Origin of the sequence: Streptomyces sp. NPDC094034, assembly GCF_040303865.1 — a bacterium.
In the GTDB taxonomy this organism is placed as follows: Bacteria; Actinomycetota; Actinomycetes; order Streptomycetales; family Streptomycetaceae; genus Streptomyces.
Genome location: NZ_JBEOUD010000008.1, coordinates 68,176 through 85,701, shown reverse-complemented (window position 1 = coordinate 85,701; position 17,526 = coordinate 68,176). Strand labels below are relative to the sequence as shown.

The window sequence follows — 17,526 nt, the reverse complement described above, 5'->3', positions numbered from 1 at the left end:
GCACAACGGGATGCCGCGTGGGGTTGCGGTACCCGATCCGCCCGATGGACGCGTCAGCCGGAGGAGAGAGGGGTCCTGTGCGACTGTCGAGTACAGCTGGCCATTCTGCCATACGACCGCGACCGGGCATGACGCGGCGGCGGGCAGGGGACGGGAGCGGCCGGGACGGCCGCTGACTCAGCCCGCGGCACCGACCACTTCGGGGATACGGAAGGGCTTGCCGCAGCCGCCGCAGACGATCGGGGCCTGGGCGAGGACCGACGGTACGACCCGTACGTTGCGCCCGCAGTCACAGACGGCCTTGACGCGTACCCCGCCGCCGGACGAGCCGTGTCTCGCGGCAGGGCCGCGGAAGCTGCGCTTGGTGTCGGCGGCCGTCGCGACCGTGTGCGCCTTGAGGGCGCGCTGCAATCGTTCGATGGTGGGGCGGTACCGCCGCTTCGCCTCGGGACTGAGCGAGACCAGGGAGAAACCGCTGCTGGGATGCGGCTCCTCGGGATGGTCCAGGCCCATCTCCTCGGCGATGGCGAGGAATCGGCGGTTGTGATAGCGGCCCGCCCGGGAGGTGTCGCGGACACCTCTGGCCGCGGCGATGCCGTGGACCGCTTCGTGAAGCAGTCGTTCGAAGGAGAGCTCGGCGCCACAGGCGGACGACGACTCTCCGATCAGGGACTCTGGCGCGGCAAGATCCGGCAGCTCGGGGTGGGACCGCTGAATATCGGCCCACGCCTGCGCCAGCTCTGCGGCGAGAACAGGTGGTGTCGTGCTCACGTCGTGAATAACGAGCCGGAGCCCTCTCGGGTTCCATTACGGGGCATCTCAAATAATTTGCACGTACCCGTCAGTTGCCCTTGATGCGTCCGGACGAGGGCGGGTGCGCTGATCTGCGGAGAAGCCTCACAGCTCCTCCCAAGGTGGTACGTAGCGACACGTACGCTTCGACGCGTAGACGATCTACGTACACCGGCGCTTCCCCTTGAGGAGGAGGTCCGCCGGGGGAGTTGCGCCGTCGGCGCGACCTCCCAGGGACTCGCCGGACTCCTGGTGACGGATGCGCTCAATACGCACGGGCCACAATGGCGACACTACCCGCCGCATCATCCGTTTCCGGCACCGCCCCGTCCTCGGCGACCAGACACCGTACGGAGACCCCGAGCTCGGCCAGAGCCGCCTCTCCCCAGGTACCCAGCGTCGCCCAGGGGATGCGTGCCCAACCGCCCGCGGCGGCGGCCTCGGCGGCCTCCTCGACGGTGGAGACCTCGGCGGTACGGGCCTCGCGGTGCGCCCTGGACTGCGTCAACAGCAGTGCCTGGTCGTCCTCCAGGACCGTGGGCAGCAGCCCGGCGAGGGCCCCGACGGCCACCGGCTCCTTGCCGCCGGGGATCCGCCGTACGAGCATCGCGGTGCCGTTCTCCAGATCGCGCGGGCCGATCTCGATCCGTACGGGCACGCCCTTCAACTCCCAGTCGACGGCGCGGCGGCCGAAGGGGATGTCGGTACGGTCATCGATCATGACCCGGACGCCGGCGAGCCGGAGCCGGTCGGCGGTCTCGCGGACGGCGGCCAGGACCGGCTCGTCGCCCTTGATGGCCAGCACGACGGCCTGGACGGCGGCGAGGCGGGGCGGCACACGCAGCCCGTCGTCGTCGCCGTGCGACATGATCAGTCCGCCGACCATCCGGGTCGAGGCGCCCCAGGAGGTCTGCCAGACCAACTCCTCGGTGCCCTCCTTCGACAGATACCGGGTGTGGAAGGCCCGCGCGAAGTTCTGTCCCAACTCGTGGCTCGTGCCCAGCTGGAGGGCCTTGCCGTCGCCCATCATCCCTTCGAGCGTCAGGGTGTTGACGGCCCCGGCGAAGCGCTCGCGCGCGGTCTTGCGGCCCAGGACGACATCGATCCCGAGGACTTCGGTCATGAAGTCCGCGTAGACGTTGCGGTGGATGTGCGCGGCGTAGTCCCTGGCGTCCTCGTAGTCGGCATGGGCGGTGTGGCCCTCCTGCCAGAGGAATTCGGTGGTGCGCAGGAAGACGCGGGGGCGCATCTCCCAGCGGACGACATTGGCCCACTGGTTGATCAGCAGGGGCAGATCGCGGTAACTGCGCACCCACTTGGCGAAGTACTCGTTGACGATCGTCTCGGAGGTGGGCCGTACGACGACCGGCTCCTCAAGGTCCTTGCCGCCGCCGTGGGTGACGATCGCCAGTTCGGGCGCGAAACCCTCGACGTGCGCCGCCTCACGGGTCAGATACGACTGCGGGATGAAGAGCGGGAAGTACGCGTTCGAGGCGCCTGCCGCCTTGATACGGGTGTCCAGCTCCTGCTGCATCCGCTCCCACAGCCCGTACCCATATGGCCTTATCACCATCGTGCCGCGCACCGGCCCGTTGTCGGCCAGTTCGGCCTTGTTGATCAGATCCTGGTACCAACGCGGGAAGTCGTCCGCCCGGGGCGTGAGAACTGGTGCCTTCGCCATGGCGCGCATCGTACGGGCTCGGGCGTACGGAACCGGCCATGCGCGCGGGGGCGCACGCCCGGGGCATACACGCTTTTCCCGCCGCCCACTGGACGCGGGCACGGATGCGGAGTTCTCTGGCATACGGGGGAAGAACGCGCGCACGCACACGGGGGGGCTGTCCATCAGGGCACGACCGACCTCTTGGCGGATTGGGGCGCTATCCATGACACGTACGCTCGGCCGGCACCACCAGCGGTTCGCGCACCCCGGCGCAGCACCGGCGGTTCTCCCCGACGCGGGCGCGCGCGCCCGCGACTGGGCCGAGATCCAGGAACGGATGCTGGTGCCGCTCTACGAAGCGGTGTACGAGCGGCTGGAGGTCCGCGAGGGGACCCGGGTGCTCGGTCTCGGCTGCGGCTCGGGGCTCGCCCTGCTGCTCGCGGCCGCGCGGGGTGCGCGGGTGACCGGTGTCGACTCCGACACCGAGCGGCTGGCGCTGGCCCGCGAGCGGCTGCGCGCCGACCGGGAACGGGACGGCCGGGCGGACCGTGCGGCCGACGCGGGCACGCTGCTGCCGGTGGACCGGATGGCCGACGCCGCGCCGGGGCCCGGCCGTTCACCGTACGACCTGATCACCGCTTTCCAGCCGATCGGCTCCGTCGCGGGCGACGCGAAGGGGCTCGGTCCCGCGCTCGACGAGGCGATACCACTGGCCCGGCGCGGTACACCCGTGGTGCTCGCGGGCTGGGGTCCGCCCGAGCGCTGCGCCACGGACGGTGTGCTGCGGATCGCGGGCCGGCTGAGCGAGCGTCCACGCGAGGAGGCCCGGCGGCGGGGGCACCGCGACGATCTGGAGGAGATCGCGGCGCGGGCCGGTCTGAAGCCGGCCGGTTCGGGGCGAGTGGCCTGCCCGTTCGGGTACGCGGACCAGGAGAGCGCGGTCCGTGGCCTGTTGTCGACGGGGGTGTTCGACGGCGCGATCCGGACGACGAACCGGCGGCTGGTGGAGAAGGAGATCGGCGAGGCGCTCCATCCGCATCTGCGCCGTGACGGCACGGTCTGGATGCCGAATGTCTTCCGGTATCTGATCGCCCGGACTTCCTGAGGACCCGGACCGGGGCGCGGACCCGGACTTCCTGGGGACCCGGCCCCGGGCCTGGACCCGCGGACCCGGCCCCGGCCTCGGCCCGGAAACGGACCGGTGCGGAACCCTGGACAGTATCCAGAATCCTGTTTACTGTCTCGTTCGTGACTGGCTTCGACGAGCGTTTCCTGACCCGCAACGGCCTCGCGGCCCGGCAGCTGGCGGTTCTCCTGCTGAACCACGAGCCGGAGACCCGCCTGCCGCGCGTGCGGGACTTCGCCGTGGAGCTGGGCGTCGGGAACGGCACCGTCCAGGCCGCGCTCCAGCTGCTGGAGAACGCCGAGGCGATCGAGACGACGGCCCGGGGCCATTTGGGCACCTTCCTCGTCCGCTCGGACCGCTCCATACTGTGGCGGCTCTCCGGACTCGGCACGCTCCTCGCCGCGATGCCGCTGCCGTACTCCCGCCGGTACGAGGGGCTGGCGACGGGGCTGCGCGCCGCCTTCGAGGAGGCCGGCGCGCCCTTCGCGATCACCTTCATGCGGGGCGCCGGCGCCCGTACGACCGCGCTCCTCGAAGGGAAGGCCGATCTCGTCGTCCTCTCGCGCTTCGCCGCCGACCGGCTGATCGAGGACCATCCGGTCGAGCTGGTCGCGGATCTGGGCCCGGCCACCTATGTCGGGGCGCACGGACTGCTGATGCGGCGCGGCTCCGACCCGGGGACCCCGGGGCTGCGCGTCGCCATCGACCACGCTTCCGAGGATCAACGAATGCTCGCCGAGCGCGCGTTCGCCGGGCGCTCGGACATCGAGTGGATCGAGGCCTCGTACATGCAACTGCGCGAGCTGTTCGAACACGATCGGGCCGACGCCACCGTCTGGAACCTCGATGAGGTGCAGGGGCTGCTCGGCACGAGCGTGGACGTCCTGCCGCTCGGCGACGAGGTCACCCGCGATCTGGCGCTGCGCAACTCCAGAGCGGCGATCATCGGCAGGACGGAGGGGGCGAAGGCGCTCGGCGCCGTACGTGAGTCCCTTGATCTGTCGGTGGTCACCACCCTCCAGGCCGAGGTGTTGCGCGGTGAGCGCACGCCCTCGTACTGACCGCCCGGCCCGCCCGCGCGAAAGGACACCTCGGGAGCCCACGCGCAGCCAGAAAATACAAAATCCTGGTTACTGTCCGATCCCTCCGCCCGAGGAATCGGACCCTGCGGAATCCGCCCCCGAGGAATCGGCCCCCAAGGAATCGAAGGAAAGGACAACCATGGACGACCAGCTCGCCCTCCGCGTCCGGCTGTTCCGCGAGAGCGGCCAGGTCAGGCCCGAGGTCGCCGCGTTCGTGACCGAGGAGCTGGCCGCCCTGGCCGCCAAGGGCCATACCGTCACCGAGGCCACGGCGGGCATGCTCACCAGCCATCTGATGATGGCCCTCGACCGGCTGCTCGACGGCGCGCCGATCGAGGAGTTCAAGACCGACGAGCAGGTGGCGGCCGAACTCGCGGGACATCCCGAGGCCGTGGCCCGGGCCCGCGCGATCTCCGTCCGCGCAGAACGGGAGTTGGGCGCTCCGCTTCCCGATTCCGAGATCAACTTCCTGGGACTGCATCTCGCCGTACTGGCCCAGAACTCCCCCGCCTCACACCACTCGTAGGACTCACCGCTCGTAGGACCACCCGTAAGACCACTCGTAGGACCGCTCTTAGGACCACTCATAGGTCTCACCACTCGTAGCGCGAAGGACCCAGCCATGACGAAGATCCTCACCGGTGGCGTCGGCAAGACCGAGGTCGCCAACACCGTCTCCGCACTCGGCCTCGACGGCCTGGAGATCACGGTCTCCAACGACATGGACGCCGCGATGAAACTCCGCGCCGGACAGGCCGACTACTACCTCGGCACCTGTCACACCGGCGCCGGCGCCTCCCTCGGCATCCTCGTCGGCCTCCTCGGCCGACCGCTCTGCCACACCTTCGGCCGCCATGTCCCCACCGAGGACGAGGTCGCCGCCCTGCTGGCGGACGGCAAGAAGGTCTTCGGCTTCGCCATCGACCAGATCGACGTGATCGCCCCGATCATGGCCCGCGCCCTCACCGCGCGCGGCTGACCGAAGACCTGTCAGGGACCGGAGGAGAGACCCCGTGAGCAGCACCGTCCTCGCAGCGAGTACCAGTCTGGACTTCTCGCTGACGCAGAAGCTTTTTGTCATAGCCCTGTGCGCGCTGACCGCCTTCGTCTCGCACATGGCGCTGGCCGTGTTCAACGACGGCGTACGCCCTTTCATGCTCGACTTCATCCAGGGACGCGCCAAGCGGAGCGCCACCACCGCGGTCTCCTTCGGCCTCTCGGCGGGTTTCATCTTCGGCCTCGGCGCCCCGATGGCGCTGTCCAGCGGTGTGCTCAACCCCTGGCTGCTCTTCCTCCCCACCGACATCCTGGGCATCCTCGCGCCGCGGAAGTGGCTCGCGCCGCTGCTCGGCGGCGCCTGGGGCGCGGTGGTCGTCTTCGGCCTCAGCGGCGCCAACGACGTGGCGCACGATCTGCCCGTCGACTTCCTGACGGCGATGCAGCAGATGTCGACGCCGATCCTCTTCCTCTTCACGCTCTTCCCGGTGCTCGCCATCACCAAGCAGTTCGGCCGGCTGCGCGGCGGCCTGGCCGCCGTGCTGGAGCTGGCGCTCGTGATCATGACGATGAAGCTCTGGCCCAGTGTCTTCGCCGGCTCACTGGCGATGGCGGCCGGTGTACTGCTGCTCATCGGCTTCGCCGTACGGAAGGATCTGCTCCAGCGCAAGGAGGACCGGGCCGTCGCGCTGGCGGCCGGCGAGGAGACCTCGGGTACGGGACAGTCCGTGACCGCCCCGGACGATCCGATGGCCTCGCTCTTCAGCGCCGGCGCGCTGCGGCTGCGCCGGTATCTGCCGCTGTTCATGGTGCTGGGCGCCGGCGTCTGTGTACTGGCGCAGATGCATGTCTTCGGCGGCGGCGAGGCGACCAGCTTCCTGATCGCCAAGGGCCAGTACAGCGAAGCCGCGCAGGTCGACTTCTACCGGGTCTTCGGCTTCATCCCGCTGATCGCGACGACCGCGCTCGCCTCCGGCGCGTACGGCATCGCCGGTTTCACACTCGTCTACCCCATCGGCTATCTGATGCCGAACCCGATCCTGGCGGCCGTCGTCGGCGCCGCGGTCTTCGCCCTCGAAGTGCTGGCCCTGTCCTCCATCGGCAAGGTTCTGGGCAAGCTGCCGAGCGTGCGCGACTCCTCCGAGCATCTGCGGAGCGCGATCACCGACACCCTGCAACTGGCGATCCTCTTCGGCTCACTGCTCGCGGCCAATGTCATGGGCGGCGGACTCGCGATCCTCATCGTGGGCGGGCTCTATCTCCTCAACGAGGCGATGGGCAGGCCCGTGGTGCGGATGGCGGCGGCGCCCGCGGCGGTCATCGCCGGCGGCGTTCTCCTCAACATCCTCTACTGGCTGGATCTGTTCACCCCGGTCAAGGGCTGACCCCACGAGGGTCCGGACGGACCCGCCAGGAAGGCACCCCCACTCTCATGCCTCGTCTCACCACCGTCGCCGGGCCGCTGCCCGTCTCCGCCGTGCGCGGCCCGGCCCTCTCCCATGAACATCTCGTCCTCGATCTCGACCGTACGGGTGACGGCGCCGCCGTCCTCGACCCGGGACGCCATCTGGCGGCGGTCACCTCCGAACTGACCGCCCTGCGCGATGAGTTCGGGCTCTCCCTGATCATCGAGCTGACCTGCCGCGGCATGGGCCGCGACCCGCGCGCGCTGGCGCGTGTCGCCGAGGAGTCCGGGGTCGCGGTGGTCGCGGCCACCGGCTGGTACTACGAGCCCTTCCACCGGGACGAGATCGGCGGCACACCCGTCGACACGCTCACCGCGACGCTGGTCCGGGAGATCACGGACGGGCTCGACTCCACCGGGATCCGCCCCGGTGTCCTCGGCGAGATCGGCAGCCACGGCGACCTGCCCAGCGAGCCGGAGCGCCGCGCGCTGCTCGCCTCGGCGCACGCCGCGCTCGCCACCGGGCTGTCGGTCGCCACCCATGCCCAGCTCGGCCGCGGCGGGCTCGCCCAGCTCGAACTGCTCACCGGTACGGGCCTGGCGCCGCACCGGATCTCCATCGGCCACCAGGATCTGCTGGACGATCCCGCCGTCCACCGCGAACTGGCGGCGAGCGGCGCGTATGTCGCCTTCGACACCGTCGGCAAGGAGTCCTACCAGAGCGACGACACCCGGCTTCGGCTGCTGCTCGCCCTGCTGGACGCCGGTCACGCGGATCGCGCTCTGCTCAGCTGCGACATCTCGCGCCACGGCTACCTGGAGTCGGAGGGTGGCCAGGGGTACGGACATCTCTTCCGGTCCTTCCTGCCCAAGGCGCGCGCGGCGGGCGTGGACGACGACACGATCGATCTGATGACCCGGCGCAATCCGCTGCGCTTCCTGACGGGCACCGACCCGGATACCGCCACCGAAATCGACACCGACACCGACATCGAGGTGATCTGAGATGCCCGAGCTCCCGCGGACCTTCCCGCTGGCGACCGTCACCCTGGAGGACGCGGCCCGGCGGCAGTTCCGGCTCCTGGAGTGCACCGCCGAGCACTTCGAGGGACCTCAGCTCTTCGAGGCGGACGCCGGAGTCGTACCGGGGCTCGGCCGCCCCCGTACGACCGCCCGCGTCGAGGCCGTACTCGCCGACTACTTCGGCGCCGAGGACGCGGCGCTCGTCCAGGGCGCCGGTACGGGCGCGATCCGCGCCGCGCTCGGCGCGGCCGTCTCCCCCGGTGACCCGCTGCTGATCCACCGGGCCCCGGTCTACCGGACGACCGCCGTCACCCTGCGCGGCCTCGGGGTCCGTACCACCGAGGCCGACTTCAACGACCGCACGGCGCTCCGGCGCGCCCTGGAGTCCGGCGCGTTCTCCTGGGCGTACGTCCAGCACAGCCGGCAGCGGCTCGCCGACTCCTACGATCCGGGCGAGGTCCTCGCCGACTGCCGCGCCGCCGGCGTCCGTACGGTCGTCGACGACAACTACGCGGTGATGCGCGTCCCCGCCTCCGGCGTGGAGCTGGGCGCGGACGCCTCGTGCTTCTCCCTCTTCAAACTGCACGGCCCCGAAGGCGTCGGCGCGGTCGTCGGTGCCCGCGATCTCGTCGGGCGCCTGCGCGCCGACAACTACTCCGGCGGCGGCCAGGTCCAGGGCCACCAGGCGCTCGACGCGCTGCGCGCGCTCACCCATGTCCCCGTCCTGTGGGCGCTCCAGTCCCAGGTGGGCGCGGAGATCGCGAAGCGGCTCACCGCCGGTGAGGTACCGGGCGTGGCCGAGGTACGGATCGCCAACGCCCAGGACCGCTGTCTGCTGGTACGGCTCGACCGCCCGGTCGCCCGTGAGCTGCCCGCCGTCGCCGCGCGGCACGGCGCCGCGCCCTATCCCGTGGGCTCCAACTCCCGCTACGAGATCGCGCCGCTCGTCTACCGGATGTCCCGTTCGTCGCTCGACGACGAACCCGGACTCGCCGACTGGACCGTACGGATCAACCCCATGCGGGCCGGAGCCGATCTCGTGATCGGGATCCTCCGCCGTTCGCTGCACGACCTGAAGGGCTGATCGTGTTCCTGGACACCGTCCTCTCCCGCAACCCCGCGCTCGTCGACACGGCGACCGCGCTGCACCGCTCCGGTGCCGTCCCGCCCGACACGTATGTCATGGACGCGGACGCCGTCGAGGCCAACGCCGCGCTGCTGGCTGCCGAGGCCGAGCGGCTCGGGATCTCGCTGTGGTTCGTGGTCAAACAGTTCGGCCGCAACCCCGCGTTGATCCGGGCCGTCGCCCGGCACATCCCCCGGTTCGCCGCGATCGACGCGTCCGAGGCGCGCGTCCTGCACGCCGCCGGGGCACGGGCTGGCAACCTCGGCCATCTCGTCCAGATCCCCCGCCGCGACCTCCCCGAGATGCTGTCCTGGCGGCCCGAGGCGGTGACCGTCTTCGACCTTGCCAACGCGCGGGCCGTCTCGGCGGCCGCCGGTGAAGTGGGCCTCGTCCAGGACGTGTTCGTACGTCTCGAAGGCGTGCCGGGCTCCGTCTACCCGGGCCAGGAGGGCGGCGTACCGCTCGACGCGCTGGACGAGTTCGCGGCCGCCGTCGAACAACTGCCGTCGATCCGTATCGCCGGGGTCACCGCGTTTCCCTGCGTCCTGTGCGACCCGGTCACCGGTCTGCCCGCCCCCACCCCCAACTTCGAGCTCGCCCTCAAGGCAAGGGAACTGCTCACCGCCCGCGGCCACCACCCCGTCGCGCTCAGCGCTCCCAGCGCCACCTCCATGGCGACCCTGCCGCTGCTGGCCGAACTGGGCGCCACCCACGGCGAGCCCGGCCACTCGCTCACCGGCACCACGCCGCTCCACGCGATCGACCCCCGCCAGCCGGAACGGCCCGCCTACGTCTACGTCAGCGAGGTCGCCCACACTCTCGCGGACGGCCGGCCCGCGCTCCACGGCGGCGGCTTCTATGGCCGCGCCGGCATCCGCACCGCCCTGATGCCGCGCACCGGTCTGCGCCTTCCGGTCCAGGGCGCCCCCGCCGAGAACATCGACTACTACCGCCTGCTGGACGCGCCCCCCTCCGGCGAGGTGCGGGCCGGGGACACCGCCGTACTCGCCTTCCGTACGCAGATCTTCGTCACCCGCTCGACCGTCGCGGTCGTCGCCGGCCTCTCCACCGGGAAACCCCGGCTGACCGGGCTGTACGACGCGCGGGGCCGGGCCCTGTAAGGAGCCACCCCATGAGCAAGACCGTCATCCTCGTCATCGACGGATTCGGGATCGGCGCGATGCCGGACGCGGGGGAGCTGCGGCCCGGCGATGTCGCGGCCGACACCTGCGGGCATGTACTGGACCACTGCCGCGCGTCCCTGGGCCGCCCGCTGCGGCTGCCCGCGCTGGGACGACTGGGCCTCGGCCTGGTCCATCCCCACCCCGACCTGGCCAGGTCCACCAGGCTGCCGGTGACCGCGGGCCGCGCGGCGCTCGGCTACCCGGGCGCGGACACCTACGCGGGCCACCAGACCATGATGGGCGCGGACTTCAGCCATGTCACGGTGGCCCGGCTGGCCGATCATCTCCCCGAGGTGATCGCGGCCCTGACCGCGGCCGGCCACCGCGCCGAACCACTCGACGGCCGGCCCCTGCTCCTCGTCGACGGCGCGGCACTCGTCCACGACAACCTGGAGGCCGACCCGGGCATCAACTGGAACGTCTCGGGCCGCCTGGACGACCTGCCCTTCGACCGGATCCTCGCGATCGCCCGTACGGTAAGGACCGTGGCGCCCGTGGCCCGCGTCATCGCGGTCGGCGGCCACGCGGACGGCCCCCTCAGCGCGTACGTACGCGACGGGGACGGCGGCACGGTCGGCCTGGACACCCCGGCGAGCGGCTTCTACCGCAACGGCGGACTCCAAGTCCAGCACCTGGGCGCGGACCTGGACCACACCCGCCAGCTCCCGGACCTGGCGGCCCGCGCGGGCATCCCGGTGACGCTGATCGGCAAGGCGGCGGACATCCTGGCGTGCGATGCCGCCGTGCGGCGGCCGGCTGTCCGGACGGCGGATGTCCTCGCGCACACGCTGGAGGCGGTACGCGCCCCCGGTGACGGGCTCATCGTCACCAACGTCCAGGAGACGGACCTCGCCGGGCACCAGCAGGACACCGACCGCTACGGCCGGATCCTGGAACAGACCGACGCGGGCCTGTCGGCGCTGCTCGGGCTGCTGTCGGGGCCGGGCGACCGGCTGACGGTGACGGGCGACCACGGCAACGACCCGACGATCGGCCACGCGTACCACACACGCGAATACGTCCCGGTCCTGACGTACACCGCGAACGGCGGGGGCCCGGAACTGGCGCGGGACGCGGGGACGCTGGCGGAGGTAGGCGCGGACGCGGACGCGTGGCTGCGGCGGAGCGTGCGCGGGGACCGTGTGGTCTCTCGCTGAGCCCGGTGCCGTGCGCGGGTTCGTCGTGGTGCCGGGGGGGGCGGGGCCCCGGTCCACGACGACGAGGCCGCAACCCACAACCCGCACCCCGCAACCCCGCAACCCGCTGACTAGCTCATGAACTTCTTGAACTCGTCCGGAAGTTCGAACGACTTGTCCTGCCCCCCGGCCGGCAGGCCATTCGCCGCCTCCTCACGGCGCGCCAGCGCCGCCTGCTCCTCCGCCTTGCGCTTCATCGGGTTGCCCGACCGCTGCTTCCCCTTCGCCTGCTTCGTCTTCTTCTTCGTGCGGCCCGGACCGCCGCCCATCCCCGGAACGCCCGGCATCCCCGGCATCCCGCCGCCCTGCGCCATCTTCGACATCATCTTGCGAGCGTCGAAGAACCGCTCCACCAGGTTCTTCACGGCGCTGACCTCGACGCCCGAACCCCGCGCGATCCGGGCCCGGCGCGAGCCGTTGATGATGACCGGGTCCTGACGCTCCCCGGGAGTCATCGACTTGATGATCGCGGCGGTGCGGTCCACGTCCTTCTCGTCGATGCTGTTGATCTGGTCCTTGATCTGTCCCATGCCCGGGAGCATGCCGAGCAGCTTGCTGATGCTGCCCATCTTCCTGACCTGTTCCATCTGCGCCAGGAAGTCGTCGAGCGTGAAGTCCTTGCCCTTGCTGCTCGCCAGCTTGGAGGCCATCTTCTCGGCCTCGGCCTGGCTGAACGTCTTCTCCGCCTGCTCGATCAGGGTGAGCAGGTCACCCATGTCGAGGATGCGGGACGCCATACGGTCCGGGTGGAACGCGTCGAACTCGTCCAGCTTCTCGCCGTTCGAGGCGAACATGATCTGCTTGCCGGTGACATGCGCGATGGAGAGGGCCGCGCCGCCGCGGGCGTCGCCGTCGAGCTTGGAGAGGACCACGCCGTCGAAGCCGACACCGTCGCGGAACGCCTCCGCGGTGTTGACCGCGTCCTGGCCGATCATCGCGTCGACGACGAAAAGGACCTCGTCCGGGCTGACCGCGTCGCGGATGTCCGCGGCCTGCTTCATCAGCTCCTCGTCGATACCGAGGCGGCCCGCGGTGTCGACGATGACCACGTCGTGCTGCTTGGTCTTCGCGTACTCGATGGAGTCCTTCGCGACCCTGACCGGGTCGCCGACCCCGTTGCCCGGCTCGGGCGCGTACACCGAGACGCCCGCGCGGTCGGCGACCACGGAGAGCTGCGTGACGGCGTTGGGACGCTGGAGGTCACAGGCGACGAGCAGGGGGGTGTGGCCCTGGCCCTTCAGCCAGAGGCCGAGCTTTCCGGCGAGGGTGGTCTTACCGGCGCCCTGGAGACCCGCGAGCATGATCACGGTGGGCGGCTGCTTGGCGAAGCGCAGGACACGGGTCTCGCCGCCGAGGATGCCGATGAGCTCATCGTTGACGATCTTGATGACCTGCTGCGCCGGGTTCAGCGCCTGGGAGACCTCGGCGCCGGCCGCGCGCTCCTTGACCTTGGCGATGAAGGCGCGGACGACGGGCAGCGCGACGTCGGCTTCGAGCAGGGCGATACGGATCTCGCGGGCCGTTGCGTCGATGTCCTCCGGGCTGAGGCGCCCTTTGCCCCGGAGGCTCTTGAATGTGGCTGCGAGGCGGTCGGAGAGAGTGTCGAACACGGTGGTCGCGGATCCTCAGGTCGGGGGCGGATGAGGGGGGCTGTCCCGCGCGGTGAAGGACAGACCGTCCCCCAGGGTATCCGGCCGCGCGCGGTGCGGTCTGCCCTGTGGATAACCGGGACGTACGAAGCGCGGACGACAGCGGACGACATACGGAGCGCGGACGAGGCGGACCGTCAGCGCAGGGCGGCCTCCACCGCGTGGGCCAGCCCGGCGGCGGCCTTCTCGGTCAGCGGCCGGCCCCGCTCGTTCGTCACATAGAACGCGTCGACCGCGTTCGCGCCCAGCGTCGACACATGCGCGCTGCGCACCCGTACCTTCGCCTCCTCCAGGGCACGGCCGATGCGGTGCAGCAGCCCCGGTGCGTCCTGGGCGCGCACCTCGATGACCGTCGCGAGCTGGGAGGCGGTCGGCGCGACGGTCACGCGCGGCGGCGGGGCGGTGACACCACGGCGGCGCGGATAGGCGGCCTCCCGTTCGGCGAGCCTGGACGGGATGTCGAGCGAGCCGTCGAGGGCCCGTACGAGATCGGCGCGGAGCCGGGCGGCCTGCGGCAGGGAGCCGTACTCCGCGGCCACCCGCCAGCTCAGCAGCAGGACCTCGGTGGTCACCTTCCCCTGTCCCGCGCCCTTGCCCAGCTCCGCGGGCAGCTCGACGGCGCGCAGATCCGCCGCGCGTACGGTCAGCCGGTGCAGGGCGAGCACCCCGGCCGCCGCGGGCAGTACCCCCGGCTGGTCGGGCAGGGCGATGAGCAGTTCGACGCCGACGGGTTCGGGTGCGCCGTCGTCCTGCGGGGCCTCGGTCTGGGCGTGCAGCGCCAGTACGGGACCGCCGGTGCGCAGCGCCTCGACGGCCAGCCGTTCCTGCTCGGCGCTGGGCGCGGCGGCTTCCGGTTCCGCGATCTCGTCGCCCGCGAGGACGGCGGCCACGCGGGCGACGAGATCGTCGACGAGCGAGGCGCGCCATGCCGACCAGGCCGCCGGCCCGGTGGCCAGCGCGTCGGCCTCGGTGAGCGCGTGCAGCAGTTCCAGGGTGGCGAGCGAGCCGACCCGGTCGGCCACCGCGCCGACGGTCGCGGGGTCGTCCAGATCGCGCCGGGTCGCGGTGTCGATGAGCAGCAGATGGTGGCGTACGACCGTGGCGATGACGCCCATGTCCTCGCGGTCGAAGCCGATCCGGGCGGCGACGTCGCGGGCGATGACCTCACCGGCCACGGAGTGGTCGCCCGGCCAGCCCTTGCCGATGTCGTGCAGCAGGGCGCAGATCAGCAGCAGGTCGGGACGGCCCACGCGGCGGGTCAGCGAGGACGCCTGGACGGCGGTCTGCACGAGATGGCGGTCGACGGTCCAGGTGTGTACGGGGTTGCGCTGGGGCCGGCAGCGGACCCGCTCCCAGTCGGGCAGGAACTGGGTGATCAGGCCCTCGGCCTCCAGTGCCTCCCAGACCGGGACGGTCGACTCACCGGCGCCGAGCAGAGTGATCAGCTCCTGGCGTGCCTCGGCGGGCCAGGGCACCGGCAGCGGCTTCGAGGCGGCGGCCAGCCGGCGCACGGCGTGCAGCGAGATCGGCAGACCGGCCTGGGCGGCGGCAGCGGCGGCCCGCAGGGGCAGGACGAGGTCGCGCTCGGGGCGGGCGGTACGGGCGAGGACGACCTCGCCGTCCTGCTCGACCACGCTTTCGGCGAGCGGGCTGCGGTCCTGGGCGGGCTTGCCGCCGAGCATGGCCCGCAGCCGGGGGCGGACGGCCCGGGAGCGCAGTACGCGGTTGACCTCGCGCCAGGTGACATCGGAGGCGTACGAGACGGTGCGCCCCGCCTCGTACACCTGCCGCAGCAGCGTGTCGGCGTCGAGCAGCCCGAGTTCCGCGGCGACCGGGTCCTGTTCCTGGAGGGCGAGCCGGTCGGTGGCCCGGCCGGTGGTCAGATGCAGGGCGTCGCGGGCGTCGAGCAGCCGGCGTCGGGCGTCGTAGAGCCCTTCGCGGGGCGCGTCGGCGAGCCAGGAAGCGGCGACGGCGCGCAGCGCGGTGGCGTCGCGCAGTCCGCCCCTGGCCTCCTTGAGGTCGGGTTCCAGCAGGAACTGGAGCTCGCCCTGGCGCTCGGCGCGCTCCCGGCAGAGTTCGTCCAGTTCGGGGAGGCGTTTGGGGGCGCTGTTGCGCCAGTCGGCGAGGATCGCGGTGCGTACGCCGCTGACCAGGCCCAGATCCCCGGCGACATGCCGGGCGTCGAGGAGTCCGAGCTGCGCCTTCAGGTCCTCGGCGGCGGTCTTGCGCGCCTCGGCGGGGGTGCGTACGGAATGGTCGAGGGCGAGCCCGAGGTCCCACACCGGGTACCAGACGCGGTCGGCGAGTGCGGCGATCGCGGCGGGGCCGGATCTGCCGTCGTGCAGGAGCAGCAGATCGAGGTCGCTGCGCGGTGACAGTTCGCCACGGCCGTAGCCGCCGACGGCGACGAGCGCGGCGCCGCGCACCCCGGCCTCCAGGGCGGCGGTGGTGAACAGCGCGTTCAGCCAGCCGTCGGTCAGCCTGGCCAGGGCGGCACGGCGCGGCGGCCCGGACCGCGCCTTCTCCTGGAGGAGGCGCAGCCGGGCCGCCGCGTAGCCGCTGGGTCCCGAGTCTGCCTGTTCGGTCGTCTCTTCGAGGCTCGTCACCCAGTCGTTCCCGTCTCTCGTGCCCGTCTCTCGTGCCTAGAGTGCGTCCGGGCCGCGCTCGCCGGTCCGTACCCGGACCGCCGTGTCGACCGGCACGCTCCATACCTTCCCGTCACCGATCTTGCCGGTGCGGGCGGCCTTGACCACCACATCGATGAGCTGTTCGGCGTCGCCGTCCTCGACCAGCACCTCGACGCGGATCTTCGGTACGAGGTCGACGGTGTACTCCGCACCGCGGTAGACCTCGGTGTGGCCGCGCTGACGGCCGTAGCCGCTGGCCTCCGTGACCGTGAGCCCCTGGACGCCGAAGGCTTGCAGGGCCTCCTTGATCTCGTCCAGCCGGTGCGGCTTCACGACTGCGGTGATGAGCTTCATGCGTCCACCTTCTTGGTCTTCGCCGCGGCGGCGAGGGTCTCGTCCTGGCTGGCGGCGGCGACGCTACTACGGCCCGAGGGCGAACCCCCGACCGCGCTGAAGTCGTACGCGGACTCGGCGTGGTACGCCATGTCGACGCCGCTCGTCTCGTCGTCCTCGGAGGCGCGGAAGCCGATCGTGACATCGACGATCTTGGCGAGGATCCAGGAGACCACGAAGGAGTAGGCCATCACCGCGAAGGCGCCGACGGCCTGCTTGCCCAGCTGCGAGAGTCCGCCGACGCCACCGGTGGCGAGAACACCCACGAGCAGGGTGCCGATGACACCGCCGACCAGGTGGACGCCGACCACGTCGAGGGAGTCGTCGTAGCCCAGCTTGAACTTGAGGCTGACGGCCCAGGAGCAGACCGCGCCCGCGACGACACCGATGAGCAGGGCGCCGAAGGGGTTGACCGCCGCGCCGGACGGGGTGATCGCGACAAGGCCCGCGACCGCGCCGGAGGCGGCGCCCAGCGTGGTGAACGCGCCGTGCCTGACCCGCTCGTAGATCAGCCAGCCGAGCATCGCGGCGCCGGTGGCGATCTGTGTGTTGAAGGCCATGAGGGCGGCGGTGCCGTTGGCGGCCAGCGCCGATCCGGCGTTGAAGCCGAACCAGCCGAACCACAGCAGCGCCGCGCCGAGGACGACGAGCGGCAGGCTGTGCGGCCGCATCGGGTCCTTCTTGAATCCGATCCGCTTGCCGACGACAAGGACCGCGGCGAGCGCTCCGACACCCGCGTTGATGTGCACCGCCGTACCACCGGCGAAGTCGATCACCCCGAGCTTGAAGAGCCAGCCGTCGGACTGCCAGACCCAGTGGGCGATCGGGAAGTACACGACGGAGACCCAGAGCGCGATGAACAGCGCCCAGGCGCTGAACTTCACACGGTCCGCGAGCGCCCCGCTCATCAGCGCGGGGGTCAGGACGGCGAACATCAGCTGGAAGAGGGCGAAGGCGAAGACCGGAATGCCTTCGTTGCCTCCGGTCAGGGTGTCGACCGTGATGCCCTTGAGGCCGATGTGGTCGAAGTTGCCCAGCAGACCGGCGCCGATGTCGTCACCGAAGGTCAGCGAGTACCCGTAGAGCACCCACAGCACACTGACGATCCCGAGCGAGATCAAGGACATCATGAGCATGTTGAGGGCGCTCTTCACCCGCACCATGCCGCCGTAGAAGAATGCCAGGCCGGGCGTCATCAGCATGACGAGCGCGGCACTGATCAATACGAATGCGGTATCTGCGCCATTCAAGGCCAGCGTCTCCT

General features: G+C 71.2%; 15 protein-coding genes. 9 read left to right on the top strand and 6 right to left on the bottom strand.

The genetic code is table 11. The features are described from left to right. Nucleotides 1-177: 177 nt before the first annotated feature. Nucleotides 178-771, bottom strand: coding sequence for a hypothetical protein (locus ABTZ59_RS10330; RefSeq protein WP_030351743.1), 594 nt, complete (start codon nt 769-771; stop codon nt 178-180). Between the two features lie 286 nt (nt 772-1,057). Continuing rightward, complete coding sequence (gene proS, locus ABTZ59_RS10325; RefSeq protein WP_351393724.1) at nt 1,058-2,473, bottom strand: proline--tRNA ligase; 1,416 nt, start codon at nt 2,471-2,473, stop codon at nt 1,058-1,060. 205 nt (nt 2,474-2,678) lie between these two features. Here proS and ABTZ59_RS10320 point away from each other — a divergent pair, with 205 nt between their 5' ends. The 9 genes from ABTZ59_RS10320 to ABTZ59_RS10280 all read left to right on the top strand — a co-directional run bounded on the left by ABTZ59_RS10320 (nt 2,679) and on the right by ABTZ59_RS10280 (nt 11,554). Then, entirely contained in the window at nt 2,679-3,560 is an 882-nt protein-coding gene (locus ABTZ59_RS10320) for a class I SAM-dependent methyltransferase (protein ID WP_351393720.1), read from the top strand. Between the two features lie 143 nt (nt 3,561-3,703). After that, a complete protein-coding gene (gene yhfZ, locus ABTZ59_RS10315; RefSeq protein ID WP_351393717.1) occupies nt 3,704-4,642 on the top strand; it encodes a GntR family transcriptional regulator YhfZ in 939 nt (312 codons plus the stop codon). Nucleotides 4,643-4,802: 160 nt separating this feature from the next. Then, nucleotides 4,803-5,189, top strand: a complete 387-nt coding sequence (locus ABTZ59_RS10310) for a PRD domain-containing protein (protein ID WP_351393714.1) — start codon at nt 4,803-4,805, stop codon at nt 5,187-5,189. Between the two features lie 96 nt (nt 5,190-5,285). Then, nucleotides 5,286-5,642 (top strand): DUF2620 domain-containing protein, encoded by a 357-nt coding sequence (locus ABTZ59_RS10305; protein WP_351393711.1) that lies wholly within the window; start codon nt 5,286-5,288, stop codon nt 5,640-5,642. A gap of 34 nt (nt 5,643-5,676) precedes the next feature. Continuing rightward, on the top strand, nt 5,677-7,044 hold the full coding sequence (locus tag ABTZ59_RS10300; RefSeq protein ID WP_351393708.1) for a YhfT family protein: 1,368 nt from the start codon (nt 5,677-5,679) through the stop codon (nt 7,042-7,044). Between the two features lie 47 nt (nt 7,045-7,091). Continuing rightward, complete coding sequence (locus ABTZ59_RS10295) at nt 7,092-8,069, top strand: phosphotriesterase family protein (RefSeq protein WP_351393705.1); 978 nt, start codon at nt 7,092-7,094, stop codon at nt 8,067-8,069. Nucleotide 8,070: 1 nt separating this feature from the next. Then, the gene (locus tag ABTZ59_RS10290; RefSeq protein ID WP_351393702.1) at nt 8,071-9,171 is read left to right on the top strand and encodes an aminotransferase class V-fold PLP-dependent enzyme; all 1,101 of its coding nucleotides are present in this window, start codon (nt 8,071-8,073) and stop codon (nt 9,169-9,171) included. A gap of 2 nt (nt 9,172-9,173) precedes the next feature. Beyond that, nucleotides 9,174-10,334 (top strand): alanine racemase, encoded by a 1,161-nt coding sequence (locus ABTZ59_RS10285; protein WP_351393699.1) that lies wholly within the window; start codon nt 9,174-9,176, stop codon nt 10,332-10,334. An 11-nt stretch (nt 10,335-10,345) separates the two neighbouring features. Next, nucleotides 10,346-11,554, top strand: a complete 1,209-nt coding sequence (locus ABTZ59_RS10280) for a phosphopentomutase (RefSeq protein WP_351393696.1) — start codon at nt 10,346-10,348, stop codon at nt 11,552-11,554. A 110-nt stretch (nt 11,555-11,664) separates the two neighbouring features. Here the strand turns inward: ABTZ59_RS10280 and ffh are convergent, their stop codons facing one another. The 4 genes from ffh to ABTZ59_RS10260 all read right to left on the bottom strand — a co-directional run bounded on the left by ffh (nt 11,665) and on the right by ABTZ59_RS10260 (nt 17,512). Beyond that, a complete protein-coding gene (gene ffh / locus ABTZ59_RS10275; RefSeq protein WP_351393693.1) occupies nt 11,665-13,203 on the bottom strand; it encodes a signal recognition particle protein in 1,539 nt (512 codons plus the stop codon). Between the two features lie 176 nt (nt 13,204-13,379). Further along, nucleotides 13,380-15,848, bottom strand: coding sequence for a [protein-PII] uridylyltransferase (locus ABTZ59_RS10270; RefSeq protein ID WP_351393691.1), 2,469 nt, complete (start codon nt 15,846-15,848; stop codon nt 13,380-13,382). Nucleotides 15,849-15,884: 36 nt separating this feature from the next. Continuing rightward, entirely contained in the window at nt 15,885-16,223 is a 339-nt protein-coding gene (locus ABTZ59_RS10265) for a P-II family nitrogen regulator (RefSeq protein ID WP_351393689.1), read from the bottom strand. After that, nucleotides 16,220-17,512, bottom strand: a complete 1,293-nt coding sequence (locus tag ABTZ59_RS10260) for an ammonium transporter (protein ID WP_351393687.1) — start codon at nt 17,510-17,512, stop codon at nt 16,220-16,222. Before ABTZ59_RS10260 ends, ABTZ59_RS10265 begins: the two co-directional genes overlap by 4 nt. Nucleotides 17,513-17,526 lie beyond the last annotated feature (14 nt).